Annotated in this window: 10 protein-coding genes; 5 read left to right on the forward strand and 5 right to left on the reverse strand. The window is 72.1% G+C overall.

The window, feature by feature from the left end; genetic code table 11:
• Positions 1-592: 592 nt before the first annotated feature.
• From GA0070560_RS23705 to GA0070560_RS23725, 5 genes are all read right to left on the reverse strand, one after another.
• Positions 593-3,892: a hypothetical protein gene (locus GA0070560_RS23705; protein ID WP_245675679.1), complete on the reverse strand. Its 3,300-nt coding sequence runs from the start codon at positions 3,890-3,892 to the stop codon at positions 593-595.
• A gap of 88 nt (positions 3,893-3,980) precedes the next feature.
• Positions 3,981-5,126 (reverse strand): RNA polymerase sigma factor, encoded by a 1,146-nt coding sequence (locus GA0070560_RS23710; RefSeq protein WP_091301606.1) that lies wholly within the window; start codon positions 5,124-5,126, stop codon positions 3,981-3,983.
• 4 nt (positions 5,127-5,130) lie between these two features.
• Positions 5,131-5,538, reverse strand: a complete 408-nt coding sequence (locus GA0070560_RS23715; RefSeq protein ID WP_091301608.1) for a YciI family protein — start codon at positions 5,536-5,538, stop codon at positions 5,131-5,133.
• Positions 5,539-5,601: 63 nt separating this feature from the next.
• Positions 5,602-6,075 (reverse strand): hypothetical protein, encoded by a 474-nt coding sequence (locus GA0070560_RS23720; protein ID WP_091301610.1) that lies wholly within the window; start codon positions 6,073-6,075, stop codon positions 5,602-5,604.
• Positions 6,076-6,124: 49 nt separating this feature from the next.
• On the reverse strand, positions 6,125-7,057 hold the full coding sequence (locus tag GA0070560_RS23725) for a LysR family transcriptional regulator (RefSeq protein WP_091301612.1): 933 nt from the start codon (positions 7,055-7,057) through the stop codon (positions 6,125-6,127).
• A gap of 118 nt (positions 7,058-7,175) precedes the next feature.
• Here GA0070560_RS23725 and GA0070560_RS23730 point away from each other — a divergent pair, with 118 nt between their 5' ends.
• The 5 genes from GA0070560_RS23730 (at position 7,176) to GA0070560_RS23750 (ending at position 14,724) form a co-directional block, all read left to right on the forward strand.
• Positions 7,176-7,793: a flavodoxin family protein gene (locus tag GA0070560_RS23730; protein ID WP_091301614.1), complete on the forward strand. Its 618-nt coding sequence runs from the start codon at positions 7,176-7,178 to the stop codon at positions 7,791-7,793.
• Complete coding sequence (locus GA0070560_RS23735) at positions 7,790-8,215, forward strand: nuclear transport factor 2 family protein (RefSeq protein ID WP_091301616.1); 426 nt, start codon at positions 7,790-7,792, stop codon at positions 8,213-8,215. Before GA0070560_RS23730 ends, GA0070560_RS23735 begins: the two co-directional genes overlap by 4 nt.
• Positions 8,203-8,412, forward strand: coding sequence for a tautomerase family protein (locus GA0070560_RS23740; protein WP_091301618.1), 210 nt, complete (start codon positions 8,203-8,205; stop codon positions 8,410-8,412). Before GA0070560_RS23735 ends, GA0070560_RS23740 begins: the two co-directional genes overlap by 13 nt.
• Positions 8,413-8,764: 352 nt before the next feature.
• Complete coding sequence (locus tag GA0070560_RS28875; RefSeq protein WP_170839554.1) at positions 8,765-9,145, forward strand: hypothetical protein; 381 nt, start codon at positions 8,765-8,767, stop codon at positions 9,143-9,145.
• A 122-nt stretch (positions 9,146-9,267) separates the two neighbouring features.
• Positions 9,268-14,724, forward strand: a complete 5,457-nt coding sequence (locus GA0070560_RS23750) for an ATP-binding protein (protein WP_091301621.1) — start codon at positions 9,268-9,270, stop codon at positions 14,722-14,724.
• Positions 14,725-14,832: the final 108 nt, after the last annotated feature.

Below are 14,832 nucleotides of genomic sequence, written 5' to 3' on the forward strand. Positions count from 1 at the left end.
TTCTACGTAGATCCGGCTGGCCTAATGGGCTGTACAACGTGTTCGCCAGCCCGCACAAGCTGGCGTACGACCGGATGACGCGGGGCCTGCAGCGGCTGGAGACGGTCACCCGGAGCTCCGCCACTCAGTCCCCTCCACCGCCCCCACCGCTGTTGGCCGCATCACCCAGGATGCTGTTCTCGGCGATGGCGGCGGAGTGCCGGTCCGGCACACCGCGGCCTCTCTCGAAGATGTCCCGGTTCGGCCGAGGGGAACTACTGCGTATCGACCGTGCCGCCCGCGACGCCTCCCGACGAAGCTCTTCCTTCGTGCGCGGCCTTGCTCGCCGGACGCGCCGGAGCCACACCACCGCAGCCAGCGCGGCAACGGCTGCGGCGGCGGTGACAACCCACCCGTACCCTGGCATGACCCGACAGTAGGGCCTCATCGCCACCTCTGGACAGGCGTGTCCTGCCCCGACAGCGGGCCGGGCTCACCGTCCGTTCAGGTGTCACACCCCTCATCTGCGCCCCAGGTCATCGTGGCGAAGACCCACCACAGGCGCGGAGCTTCTCGACGACGAAGGTGCCGGACTGCTCCCTGCGTGCGGCGGTCAGCTCATGTCCACGCCGTACGCCTCCTCGCGTACGTCGGCGTCCGGGTGCCGGCGCAGCCCGATCAGCAGATCCCGCCACGGTTCTTTCCACCCGAAACCGGCCCCGTGCCGGACCAGCGCCACCGCGAACAGCCCGCCTGCGAGGTCGCCGCGCCCCGCCAGTTGCGCGACGGTGCCGGTGAGGACTCCCGGGTCGGGCCACTCGCCGAGGCCGCGCAGGCGGGCGCCGACGCGTTCGGCCGTGCGGATCGCGAGGACGGGCCGATCCGCACACAGTCCGGCGATCTCGTCCAGGTTGTCCAGCCGGCCGAGGTCGACCAGCAGGCCCGTGGCCGTGCCGGCGAAGGCAGGATGACCGGCGAGCCAGCGCGCCGACTCGACCAGGGCACTCCGGTCGGCATGGGCCGGCCGGCTCCTGGACCGGACGATCGCGCCGTGTGCGAGGAGTGCGATGCGGCGTCGGGCCGGGCGGTCCGCGGTGGGGTCGCCAGGATGGTCGTCGTCCGCATCGCGGTCCACGAGTCGGGCCAGCGCGACGCCGAGTACCGCGTCGCCGCCGGCCTTCAGCAGGTTGGCGACCTGCAGGTGCACGAGCGTCTCGTTGAGGTCGGTGAGTCGGTCCACGACCAGTTCGGTGATCGTGGTGAGCCACGGCGACCATTCCCCGAGCTGACCGAACGCGGCACGCCGGACCTCCCGGTCGGCGGCGCGACAAGCCTCGACGATGAGCGCGGCGTAGCGCGGGCGGTGCCGGTCCGAGATCGAGTACGGGTACCCGTTCAGGACCGCGCGCCGCTCCTCCCGGCTGCCGTCGACCGCGGTCCGCAGGATGGTCCAACTCGCCTCGGTCTGCAGCCGCTGCCGGGCGGCGGAGACGATCGCCGCGCGCACGTCGCGGTGCGCGTCCGAGCTCGCGTACGCGTCGAGCAGCGTCGCCATGATCTGCGGCGGCCCGTAGCGTGCCAGCAGCCGGGCCGCTTCCTTCCGACTCGTGATCTTCGCGGGACCGGTCACCACCCGGCCGAGTACATCGGTCAGCCGGGACGGCGCGACGTGCCGGACAGCCCGGCCGGCCGCGTACAGCGCGACCCGTGCCCGGTCGTCGTCAGCGTGGCGGAGCAGCACCGGCAGCGCCTCGTCCGGCCGGTCGGTCCAGACCAGCGCGCCCAATGCCGCCTCGGCGATCGCCACCTCGGGGACGTCGAGGTGGCGCAGCACCAGTTCGCGGCCCGCGCCGCCCGCGCGTGCGGCGGCCTTGACCGCCGCCGCCCGCCGCCACACTCCCTGCCCGGTGTCGGTGATGATCAACTCCTGCAGCTCCACGAAACGGGCCTGCTGGCGGGGCAGCCACCGTTCGGTGTGGAACGCCCAGGCGGGCACCCATCGCGTCCCCCGTTCCACGAACCGGCCGCGCAGGCGGCGCTCCAGCACCCGGTCGAGCAGGTCGGTGCGGGAGGTGCAGATCGTCGCCCACACCTCGTGGATCGTCACCGCCGTCGGGTCCGCCTTGAGCACCTCGGCGACTCGGTCCGAGCGCGTACGCGGGTCGTCGAGCCACAGCCCGATCGCCGTCCGGGCCACCGAGGGCAGCGTGCGCGGGCCGATCGCCCGACGCAGCAGGTCCTGGAGCTGCGCCAGCCGCCAGGCCCGCTTGCCGAGCGCACGGGTGAGCGCGAAGAGCGGACCGTACCGGCCGCGGGCGATACCCGCCTCGACCCAGCCGCGCAGCCGCTCGAAGACCATCGTCTCCTGCCCGCGGCGCAGCACCGTGTCGAAGCGGCGCAGCACCGGCACACTCGCTCCGGTGCTCACCAGGTCGATCGTCAGCAGTGCCCACTCGCGCAGCTGCGGCACGGCGACGTGGTGCTGCAGGACGTCGGCGGCGAGCGCGCTCAGCGCTGCTGTGGTGGCGGCGGAGGCGTCGCGGGCGTCGACCGCGTCGGTGGTCAGCTCAGTGAGCCCGGCCGCCGTGTCCGCGGTGAGCAGCGGCGCCACCCTCGCCAGCGCACCGAGCGTCGCCGCGCGTACCGGATCCTGCTCGTTGCGCAGCCGGCCGAGCCGGACGATCACCTCGGCCACCGCTCGCGGGTCACGGGAGCCTCGGGCAGCCTCCACCAACAGCACATAGCCGTGCGTCCGCTCGTCGGCGTCACCCGAGCGCAGCGCGACCTCCAGCGCCACGGACGCGTCCGGCCAGGCCAGGTACGCACTCCAGCCACGCACCTCGGCCTCCCGTTCGCGGGTCCTCGCCAGGCCCAGCACCCGGGTCGCCTCGCGGATGCGCACCGCCGCCGGCAGCACCTCCATGATCTCGGCAGCCGGAATCAGCGCTGCCGTGTCGACCTCGGCCAGGGCCCGGTCGTACAGCTCGCCCCGCCGGCTCGGTGCGACAGCGTCGAGCAGCGCCGCCAATGCCCGGCTGTCGTCACGGCAGCGGCTGGCGAGCGGTGCCAACTCGTCGATGGGCAACGCCGCGAGGCGGCGCAGCAGGGCCGGCGGCAGCGCGGTCCGCTGCACCCAGGCGGCGCGGCCGGGGGCGGTGAGCAGGCGGACGACGCGGCTCGCGTCGTGTGCCGCGAGCATTCCGTACGCGCTGAGCGGGCCGGGCAGCGACTCCTCGGGTGCGTACCGTTCGAGCAGGTCGAGTGCCTGAGCCGGGTCGCACCGCAGCACCGCATTGGCCGCACCGCCCCAGATCCCTGCCCGCAGCTCGGGCGGGGCCGCGGCCAGCCGCTCGCGGACCCGGTCCAGCAGCGGGCCGGAGTGCCACCGGACCAGCCGCTCGAGGTTGAGCGCGTGCTCCAGGTCGGGCAGCAGTGCTCGTACGGTGTCGGCGCCGCAGGCGGGCAGCAGCGCGGCGGCCTCCTCGTCGCCGAACTGCGCTCGGACCTGGGTTGTCAACGTGTCGGCGACAGCCGGCGCATACCGACGGCGCAGGGCGTGATAGACACGCCGTCGTTCCATCGCCGGCCGGTCGGTGACATCGCCCATCGGCATGCCGGCACGCAGCGCCGCGGTGAGCGCGGCACCCCTGATCGACGGCTGCGGGTCGTGCGTCGCGGCGGCGATGCCGTCGGTGTCCCGGGCCACCATCGCGGCGACCAGGGCGAGATGCCGCTGGTAGGGGCCCTGCTCGCGCAGGTCGGCGCAGACCTGGGCTCGGTCGGGCGCGCTGCGCGCCCATTCCGCGAGGCGGTTCATCCGCTTGCGGTACGGCAGGGGATCGAGCGACGTCAGCAGGGTACGGGTGGCGGCGAGCACGGCGACCATTGTGCCGGCGAGCGCACCGGACGACATCGACCGTCGCCTCGCTTGGCCCGGGGCGGCTCACGGGGCCGCGCGGCGGCACGGTCTTGAAGCTGTCGGGAGGTCCGGGCGCGGCCGGTCAGCGACTCCGGCGGGCGTTGAGCCGGGCGGCCTGACGCGTCAGGTGATCACGCTCGGCGAGGTTGGGAGCCTTGTGGGCCGCCTCGACGTACAGCCGTGCCGCCGTGGCCGGGTTGCCGTCGCGTTCGTGGAGGTACGCCGCTACCGCAGTGTGGCGGGGCAGCGAGTCGTCGAGCGCCGCGAGCGCTGCCAGCCCGGCGCGCGGTCCGTCGGCCTCGCCGACTGCCACCGCGCGGTTGAGCCGGACGACCGGGCTGTCGGTCAGGCACGCGAGTTCGTCGTACCACTCGACGATCTGCACCCAGTCCGTCTCCTCTGCGGTGGGCGCGTCGGCGTGCAGTGCCGCGATGGCGGCCTGAGCCTGGAACTCGCCCAGCCGGTCGCGGGCGAGGGCCGCTTGCAGGATCTCGACGCCCTCGGCGATCGACGTGGTGTCCCATCGGCTGCGATCCTGCTCGGCCAGCGGCACCAGGCTGCCGTCGGGCGCGGTCCGGGTGGCACGCCGGGCGTGGTGCAGCAGCATGAGGGCGAGCAGCCCTGCCACCTCGGGGTGGTCGATCACTGCCGTGAGCTGTCGGGTGAGCCGGATGGCCTCGGCGGCGAGGTCGACGTCGCCGGAGTAGCCCTCGTTGAAGACCAGGTAGAGCACGCGCAGCACGGTGGCGACGTCGCCGGGCTGGTCGAAGCGCACGCGGGAGACGGTGCGCTTTGCCCGGCTGATGCGCTGCGCCATGGTCGCCTCGGGTACCAGATAGGCCTGGGCGATCTGGCGGGTGGTCAGCCCGCCGACGGCGCGCAGCGTGAGCGCGACCGCGGACGACGGCGTCAGCGACGGGTGGGCGCACAGGAAGTAGAGCCGGAGCGTGTCGTCGACGGCGGGTCTGGGCCCGGGCTCCGGCTCCTCGTCGACGAGCACTTCACGCCGGCGGCGGGCAGCGTCCGCCCGGGTCGTGTCGAGGAACTTGCGCCAGGCCACGGTGACCAGCCAGCCCTTCGCATCCCGCGGCGGGTCGGCCGGCCAGACGCGGAGTGCCTCGACCAACGCGTCCTGCACGGCGTCCTCAGCCGCCTCGAAGTCGGCTCCGCGGCGGCCGAGGATGCCGAGCACGGTCGGCGTGAGGCTCCGGATCAGGGCCTCGTCCATCAGGTCACTCCGTGATGGTGGGCGGCGCGGTCAGGAAGGGGCGTACCTCGAGCCACTCGTGCAGCGGCTTCCCGCCCGCCCCCGGGGCGGCCGACAGCTCCCCGGCCAGCTCGAGTGCGCGCTCGTAGCTGTCGACGTCGATCACCATCCAGCCGGCGATGAGGTCCTTGGTCTCGGCGAACGGGCCGTCGGTGACCGGTGGGCGCCCCTCGCCGTCGTACCGGACGAACGTCCCCTCGGGGGCGAGCGCCTGACCGTCGACGAACTCGCCGGTCCCTTCGAGCCGGGTCGCGAAGTCGTGCATGTACTGCATGTGCGCCGAGATCTCCTCCGGCGTCCACCGGTCCATGGGCACGTCGTTGACCGGAGCCGGACCGCCACGGTAGTGCTTGAGCAGCAAGTACTTGGCCATTGTGCTTCTCCTCGATGCTGGTGCGACCCATTCTGGTCACGTTCACCCCGGGGACGGAGCCGGTCACGGGTTCTCGACATCGCCGTCCGGACTTTTTCGGGTTCTTGTAGGTGAGCCCTGGGTGAACCGCCTCGTGGTGTCCCGGGTCCAGTCCACGGCGGTGGGGTCGCTCGTCGAGGGGTCGACCCCGCAGAATGCCGTTGGCGATGTCGAGGAACGCCGGAGCTCGATCACGCATGCCTCGGCGACGTCTGCGGTCAACTCAGGCGTGGTGATTCGCACGGCGCACCGGTCCTCCGCCGTCTCCGGGGACGTGGCCGATGGCTTGTCCTGGAGGTCGAGGACGTAACCGTCATCGTTCCCCGTGACGGCGAGCACGAACTCGGCTGTCGTGGACGCGGTCGAGGAGGCGAACGCTCGGCTCCGCGGCGCGTACGGGCTCAGCCGCAGTCCCGGTTCGAGTTCGAGTGCCGCCGTGGCTTCTTGCATGACCAGCATCGCCTCGAACAGCCGCGCGCAGCGGGACGTCGGCAGCACCCCTGCGAACCGGGCGGCGGCGACCTGCCGCCGTCGCGACCCGCGAGGATCAGGGCCTCGTCTCGGCCGCCGGCAGCAGGATCGGTGGCCCGGTGAGGGTCGTCCGCAACAACTCGGCGAAGGCATCGACCTGCTCACGACGCGGAGCGTGCCGGGTCGCGCAGTACCAGGTGCGGCGCTGGCCGGGGTCGTCGACATGCACCGTGACGACCGGGTGCGTCCGCAGGTACGGGGCCACGGTCCAGGTCGGCAGGACGGATACCGCGCCGGTGGAGACGACCGTCTCGATGAGCAGTTCCGTGACGGTGGGGACGGTGGTGAGTCGCCCCGGCCGGGCGTCGAGCGGGACGGGCAGCGCAACGGCCGGCGCCCGGGTCGGGTCGTAGGCGTCGTAGAGGACGAGATGGACGTCGGCGAAGTCCTCGGCCCGCACCAGGGCACGGGTGGCCCACTCGTGATCCGCGGCGACGACGGCGACGAGTTCGTCGTCGAAGAGGCGTTCCAGGCGGACCTGACTCATCCGGGGGTCCAGCTTGCTGACGATGGCCACGTCCAGGTCTCCGGCGAGCAACGCGGGGATGACCTCGCTGTCGTTGGCGCGGTCGATCAGCACCTCCACGCCCGGCATGCGGTCGCGGAACGCGCGTAGCACCGGCGGCAGCCACTGGTAGTTGCCGGCACACTGGGAGGCCAGCCGCACCGGTTGTCGACGGCCGCGACTCGTCTCGCGGACGTCGTGGGTCGCCGCGCGCACCTCCCACAGAACGTTGCGTGCCGCGCGGAGCATGCGTTCTCCGGCCTGGTTGGGCACCAGGCGGCGGCCACTGCGCTCGAAGAGCGGGCTGCCGAGCCGCTCCTCCAGCCGGATCAGTCGCTGACTGAGAGCGGGCTGACTGAGGAACAGGTGGGCGGCGGCGGCGGTCAGCGTGGCGTGCTGATCGAGAGCCTCCAGGAGCTCCAGATCCCGCAGGTCGACATCCATAAGCTGACCTTATCCATTGCCTGGCTACTTCGTCTTGGACTGATACCTGGCACGGTCCTAGCGTGAGGAAGATCCCGGACGCAGCCGAGACGATCCGGACAACCAGCAGGGAGCAGCGGTGAAGAGCGTCGCGATCATCTATCACAGCGGATACGGACACACCCGGGTGCAGGCGGAAGCCGTACGCGACGGCGCGCGCTCGGTACCCGGAGTGCACGTCGACCTGATTGCCGTCGAGGACCACGCCGACAACTGGGAGGTGCTCGACACGGCCGACGCCATCATCTTCGGGACACCGACCTACATGGCCGGGGCGTCCGCACCGTTCAAGGCATTCCTGGACGCCTCCTCCAGCCGCTGGGCCCAGCAGCAGTGGAAGGACAAGCTGGCCTCCGGGTTCACCAACTCCGCCGGCGCGAACGGCGACAAGCTGGCGACCCTGCAGCAGCTGGCCCTGTTCGCGATGCAGCACGGCATGGTGTGGGTCGGGCTGGGACTGCTGCCGGGCAACACCACCAGCAGCGGCTCGGCGGAGGAACTCAACCGGCTGGCGGGCTTCCTCGGCGCGATGGGGCAGTCCCTCACCGACCTGGGGCCGGACGTCGCTCCCACCATGTCGGACCGACGTACCGCGGAGCACCTGGGGCGTCGGGTCGCCCGCATCGCGCTCGGCTGGCAGGGGCCCGCCGCGGACAGCGGCACGGGTGCCGAGGCGGCGCGGGCGGTGCTGGCATGAGCCCGGTCCTGACCGAACCGGGCCCGGCGACCCGCGCCGAGATCGAGCACACCCTGGACTGCTACTTCGATGGCCTCCACCACAGCGACACCGGCCTGCTGGCTCAGGTCTTCCACCCGGGAGCGGTGTACGCGACCGCGACCGACGGAACCCTCACGCGGCTCAGCATGGAGGAGTACTTCCCCGTCGTCGACGCCCGTCCCTCGCCCGCGTCCCGCGGCGAGCAGCGCCACGACACCGTCGTGTCGGTTCACCTGGCCGGCCCGGTGACCGCCATCGCCGTCGTCACCTGCGCCATCGGCCCCAAGCACTTCACCGATCTGCTCAGCATGATCCGGTTGGACCACCGCTGGCAGATCATCAGCAAGGTCTTCCACTACGACCTCGAGATGACCGAGGAGCCGACACCGTGCCCTACGTGAACATCCGCGTCACCGACGAGGGCGTGACGGCCGACGAGAAGGCGGTGCTGATCGCCGGGGTCACCGGGTTGCTTCAGCGGGTGCTGGGCAAGGACCCTGCCACCACGCACGTCGTCATCGACGAGGTACCGCTGGCCAACTGGGGCGTCGGCGGCCTACCGGCCGAGGAGTACCGGCGACACCGGCGACAGGACTGACCACACCACCGCCCCCGGCGACCCGATATCGGTCGTCGGGGCGGTCATGTGGCGTCGACCGGGTCGCCGAGGGCTTCCCTCAGCGGCCCTGCGTCTGCCCGGATCAAGGCCACAGCGCATCTGCCCAGCCCTGCCGCCGGCGCAAGGACGCTGACCAGGGGACGGGGTGGGTGACCCGGGCGAGGCGGTCTACGGGTACGAAGCTGGGTGCCGGCGCAGCGATGAGTCTGGGAGAGGGCCGGCGGCGACCAGCGCGGCGAGCGTGAGGGGTTGGTCGCCGTCGCTGTGCCCGAGGACGACAGCCGGGCGCCGTTCTGCCGCCTGGTCCGGCGCCCAGACGTGAGGTGGCCAGGTGTCGGTCGGCGGCTTCAAGCTGCTCGGTCCACTCCGGGTCCCGCAGGCCGGTAAGGTCCGGCCCTTCCCACAGCGGAGCGAGGACGAAACCGGCGGCACGGGTCGCCACCCATTCGCCGGTGTGCGGATCGGAGTCGACCAGGATCGGATTGTCCGCGGACGGAACCGGTCCGGCCAGGAGGGCCGCGATGGCACTGAGGGCGCGGGATACGTCGAAGGCAAGGCCGCGAACGACGGTCACGGCACCCATCCTCACCATAATCCGCCGGATTGCCCAGACAACTACCGACGCGATTGCCGCCGAGTCGTGGTCGAGGACGAGGACGAGGCCGAGCCGACGGTGCGGGGCCAAAAACTTTTGGTGGTTTCCTACAAATGACGGGTGGGTGGTTCGGTGATGGCATCATGGCGCTTCCGGCCAGTAGGCGGAAGGGTAGCCACTGCCGGGAGCCGTCGTCTCGCGGCGCGCACGCCATGGGTCTAGCAAAAGGGGTCAATCGGGTGTTCAACCGTGTCGCCATCGTCAACCGTGGTGAGGCTGCCATGCGGCTCATCCATGCAGTCCGAGAGTTGGCTGCGGAGACCGGCGTCCCGATCGAGACCGTCGCCCTGTACACCGACGTCGACCGCACCGCGACATTCGTGCGTGCGGCGGACATCGCCTACGATCTCGGTCCGGCCTCCGCCCGCCCGTACCTCAATCTGGTGGCGCTGGAGCGCGCGCTGACGGAGACCGGGGCCGACGCCGCGTGGGTCGGCTGGGGTTTCGTCGCCGAGGATCCGGCGTTCGCGGAGCTGTGCGAGAAGATCGGGGTCACCTTCGTCGGGCCGAGCGCGGAGGCCATGCGCCAGCTCGGCGACAAGATCGGCGCGAAGCTGATCGCCGAGGAGGTCGGCGTGCCGGTCGCGCCGTGGAGCCGCGGTGCCGTCGAGACTGTGGATGCCGCCCGGGCGGCGGCGGCCGAGATCGGTTACCCGCTGATGCTGAAGGCGACTGCGGGCGGTGGCGGGCGCGGCATCCGCGTGATCAGGAACGCCGACGAGCTCACCGACGCGTACGAGCGCACCAGTCAGGAGGCGGCGCGGGCGTTCGGCAGCGGCGTCGTGTTCCTGGAGCGCCTGGTCACCGGGGCCCGGCATGTCGAGGTCCAGGTGATCGCCGACGGGCAGGGCACCGCGTGGGCGCTCGGTGTCCGCGACTGCTCGGTGCAGCGACGCAACCAGAAGGTCATCGAGGAGTCGGCGTCGCCGGTGCTCAGCCCGGCGCAGGCAGCCGAGCTCAAGGCGTCGGCCGAACGGCTGGCCGTGGCGGTCGGTTACCGGGGTGCGGCGACCGTCGAGTTCCTGTACCACCCCGGCGACCAGGTGTTCGCGTTCCTCGAGGTCAACACCCGCCTGCAGGTCGAGCACCCGATCACCGAGTTGACCACCGGGTTCGATCTCGTCAAGGCGCAGCTGCACGTCGCCTCCGGCGGGCGACTCGACGGCGAGCCGCCGGTGGAGCGTGGGCACGCCATCGAGGCCCGGCTGAACGCCGAGGACCCCGACCGCGACTTCGCGCCGTCGCCGGGTCGTATCGCGCGGCTGGACCTGCCCACCGGCCCGGGGATCCGGGTGGACACCGGCGTCAGCGAGGGTGACACCATCCCGGCCAACTTCGACTCGATGATCGCCAAGATCATCGCGTTTGGCCGCGACCGCCACGAGGCGCTCGGCAAGCTGCGCCGGGCGATGGCGAACACCACGGTGATCATCGAGGGTGGGGCGACGAACAAGAGCTTCGTCCTCGACCTGCTCGACCAGCCCGAGGTGATCGACGCCAGCGCGGACACCGGCTGGATCGACCGCGTGCGAGGCGAGGGCAGGCTCGTCGCGCACCGGCACTCCGCGGTCGCGCTGGTCGCCGCCGCCATCGAGGTGTACGAGGAGGAGGAGCGCGTCGAGCGGCAGCGGCTGCTGTCGACGGCGTCCGGCGGGCGCCCGCAGGTGCAGCACCGCAGCGGCCGGCCGCTCGACCTCAAACTGCGCGGCGTCACCTACCGCATGCGCGTGGCGCGGGTCGGCGCGTACCGGTTCCGCGTCGGCATCGAAGCGGGCTCCGCCGTACGCACCGCCGACGTCGAGCTCGACCGCTTCGACCAGCACGCCGGCCACATCGTCGTCAACGGCTCCCGGTACCGCCTGCTCACCGGCACCCACGGGCCCACCCACCTGGTCGAGGTGGACGGTGTGACGCACCGGGTCAGCCGCGACGAGGGCGGCGTCGTCCGTTCCCCCATGCCCGCGCTGGTCGTCGCCACGCCACTGGAGGTCGGCGACGAGGTCGAGACGGGCGCGCCGGTGCTGGTGCTCGAAGCCATGAAGATGGAGACGGTGCTGCGGGCGCCGTTCCGGGCGCGGCTGAAGGAATGCGCCGTCTCCGTGGGCAGCCAGGTGGAGGCCGGTGCGCCGTTGCTGCGGCTGGAGCCACTCACCGACGGGGCCGCCGAGACCGTGAGCGGCCCGGCCGCCGTTCCCGTCGAGCTGGACCTGCCCGCCGCGGCCCAGGACGTTCCGGCGTACCGGCGCAGCAGGCGCGGCCAGGAGAACCTGCGTGGCCTGCTGCTCGGCTTCGACGTCGACCCGCACGACGACCGTCGAGTGCTCGACGACTACCTCACCGCGCGGCGGGCGGCCACCGAGGCCGGCCACCGGCCCCTGGCCGAGGAGCTCGACCTGGTCACCGTGTTCGCCGACCTCACCGAGCTGAGCCGCAACCGGCCGACGGGCGAGGACGGCGACGGCCACGTCTACAGTGCCCGCGAGTACTTCCACACCTACCTGCAGAGCCTCGACATCGAACGGGCCGGCCTGCCCGCTTCGTTCCAGGACAGGCTCGCCAAGGCGCTCGGGCACTACGGGGTCACCGACCTGGAGCGCTCTCCCGAGCTCGAAGCCGCCGTGTTCCGGATCTTCCTCGCCCAGCAACGGGCGTCCGCCGACGCCACGGTCGTCGCGACGCTGCTGCGCGCCTGGCTGCGGGAGCCGCCGCCGGAGGAGGCGCTGCGCGAGCCCGCCGGCCTCGCGCTGGAGCGGCTGGTGGCCGCGACGCAGGTCCGCTTCCCGGTGGTCGCCGACCTCGCCCGCGGCGTGGTGTTCGCCTGGTTCGCCCAGCCGCTGCTGCGCCGCAACCGCGCCCGCGTCTACGCCCAGGTCCGGGCCCACCTTCGTCACCTGGACGCGCGCCCGGACGCGCCGGACCGCGCCGAGCGCATCGCGGAGATGGTACGCAGCACCGAGCCGCTGGTCCGGCTGCTCGGTCAGCGGCTCGTGCGCGACCACCTCGACAACACGGTCATGCTGGAGGTGCTGACCCGGCGGTACTACGGCAACAAGGCCCTCACCAGCGTGCGTGCCCGCGAGGTCGCCGGCTGCCGGTTCGTGGTCGCCGAGCGCGCGGACTCCAGCGTGGTCTCCACCGCGGTGAGCTTCGACGCGTTGGGCAGCGCGCTGCGTGGGCTCGTCGAGCTGGCCGGCGACGAGGACGCCGTCGACGCCGACATCTATCTCGGCTGGGAGGACCAGCCGGAGGACTTCGACGCGATGGCTGCCGCGCTGCTCGAGGTCATCACCGCGCACCCGCTGCCGCGGATCCGCCGGCTCACCACCACCGTCGCGGGTCGCGGTGGCGCGGTGATGCACCACCACTTCACCTTCCGCCCGTCGGGTACGGGGATCGCCGAGGACCGGCTGATCCGCGGCCTGCACCCGTACATCGCGCAGCGGATGCAGCTGGAGCGGTTGCACAAGTTCGACCTGACCCGGCTGTCGTCGTCGGACGAGGAGGTCTACCTCTTCCAGTGCGTGGCGCGGGAGAACCCGTCCGATGAACGCCTTGTCGCGTTCGCCCAGGTGCGGGACCTGACCGAGTTGCGCGAGCAGGACGGTCGGCTGGTCGCGCTGCCGACCACCGAGGACGCCATCGCCGCCTGCCTCGACTCGATCCGCCGCGCCCAGTCGCGGCGACCGTCGAAGACGCGCTTCACCACCAACCGGATTGTGATCTACGTCTGGCCGCCGAGTGAACTCACCCGCGAGGAGATGGAGACGATCGCCGGGCGCGTGCGCCCGACGACCGCGGGCGCCGGGCTGGAGGAGATCCTGTTCATCGCGCGGCAGCGCGACCGTCGGACCGGCGAGCTGATCAAGATCGCCGTACGGATCTCCTTCGACGCTGCGGGCGGCGCCAAGCTGACCGTCGGTGAACCGCCGGTCGAGCCCGTCGAGCCGCTCGACGAGTACCGGCTGAAGGTGCTGCGCGCGAGCAGCCGCAACACGGTGTACCCGTACGAGCTGACCGGCCTGCTCGGGGACTTCGTCGAGCATGACCTCGACGACCACCACGCGCTGGTGCCGGTGGACCGGCCGAGGGGACGCAACAGCGCCGCCATCGTCGCCGGGGTGCTCACCACGCCGACCGCCCGGCATCCGCAGGGTGTCACCCGCGTCGTGCTGCTCGGTGACCCGACGAAGTCGCTGGGCGCCCTGTCGGAGCCGGAGTGCCGGCGCGTGATCGCCGCGCTGAACCTGGCGGAGCGGACGGGGGTGCCGTTGGAGTGGTGGGCGCTGTCCGCCGGGGCCCGGATCTCCATGACCTCGGGCACCGAGAACATGGACTGGGTGGCCGCGGCGCTCAAGCGGATCGTCGAGTTCACCCAGGCCGGCGGTGAGATCAACATCGTCGTCGCGGGCATCAACGTGGGCGCGCAGCCGTACTGGAACGCCGAGGCGACGATGCTCATGCACACCCGGGGTGTCCTCGTGATGACGCCGGACTCGGCGATGGTGCTCACCGGCAAGCAGTCGCTCGACTTCTCCGGTGGGGTGTCCGCCGAGGACAACTTCGGCATCGGCGGCTACGACCGGGTGATGGGACCGAACGGGCAGGCGCAGTACTGGGCGCCGAACCTGACCGCCGCGCGGGACGTGCTGATGTCGCACTACGACCACACGTACGTCGCGCCCGGCGAGCAGGCGCCGCGGCGGGCGCGCACCACCGACCCCGTGGACCGCGACATCTCCACCTTCCCGCACGACGTGCCGGGCAGCGCCTTCGGCACTGTCGGCGAGATCTTCTCCGCGCAGGCCAACCCGGAGCGCAAGAAGCCGTTCGACATCCGGACCGTGATGCGGGCGCTCTCCGACCAGGACCACCCGGTGCTGGAGCGCTGGGCGGGCATGGCCGACGCGGAGACCGCGGTGGTGCAGGACGTACACCTCGGCGGCATCCCCGTGTGCCTGCTCGGCATCGAGTCACGAGCCGTGCCACGGCGCGGCTTCCCGCCCACCGACGGCCCGGACACCTACACGGCGGGCACGCTGTTCCCCCGCTCGTCGAAGAAGGCCGCGCGGGCGATCAACGCGGCCAGCGGCAACCGGCCCCTGGTGGTGTTGGCGAACCTGTCAGGCTTCGACGGCTCACCGGAGTCGATGCGCAAGCTGCAGTTGGAGTACGGCGCCGAGATCGGCCGGGCGATCGTGAACTTCCGCGGGCCCATCGTCTTCTGCGTGATCTCGCGGTACCACGGCGGCGCGTTCGTGGTGTTCTCCAAGGCGCTGAACCCGAACATGACCGTCCTCGCGCTGGAAGGCTCGTACGCCTCCGTCCTCGGCGGCGCCCCCGCCGCCGCAGTGGTGTTCTCCGCCGACGTCAACGCCCGTACGGCGGCCGACCCCCGGGTGCGGGACCTGGAGACCCGCGTGGCGGCCGCGACCGGCACCGCACGCGCCGCGTTGACCGCGGAACTCGACGAGCTGCGTGCCTCGGTGCGCGCGGAGAAGCTCGGCGAGGTCGCCGCGGAGTTCGACCGCGTGCACAACATCCAGCGTGCCGTCGAGGTCGGCTCGGTGGACGCCGTCATCCGCGCCGCCGAGCTGCGTCCGCGCATCATCGACGCCATCGAGTCGCGCCTGCCCTAGGCGACGGGTCAGGGGCGAGCGGGCGGGCCGCGCTGGGGGCGGCCCGCCCGAGCGGTACGGGGGTCAGCCGGTCTGCCCGACTTCGTCGACGGCTGCGAGGGCCAGCAC

This window comes from Micromonospora halophytica (genome assembly GCF_900090245.1).
Lineage (GTDB): Bacteria > Actinomycetota > Actinomycetes > Mycobacteriales > Micromonosporaceae > Micromonospora > Micromonospora halophytica.

Coding starts and splice junctions, on each gene's coding strand:
- GA0070560_RS23705 (WP_245675679.1), bottom strand. CDS start 3,892: ATGTCGTCCGGTGCGCTCGCCGGCACAATGGTCGCCGTGCTCGCCGCC.
- GA0070560_RS23710 (WP_091301606.1), bottom strand. CDS start 5,126: ATGGACGAGGCCCTGATCCGGAGCCTCACGCCGACCGTGCTCGGCATC.
- GA0070560_RS23715 (WP_091301608.1), bottom strand. CDS start 5,538: ATGGCCAAGTACTTGCTGCTCAAGCACTACCGTGGCGGTCCGGCTCCG.
- GA0070560_RS23725 (WP_091301612.1), bottom strand. CDS start 7,057: ATGGATGTCGACCTGCGGGATCTGGAGCTCCTGGAGGCTCTCGATCAG.
- GA0070560_RS23735 (WP_091301616.1), top strand. CDS start 7,790: ATGAGCCCGGTCCTGACCGAACCGGGCCCGGCGACCCGCGCCGAGATC.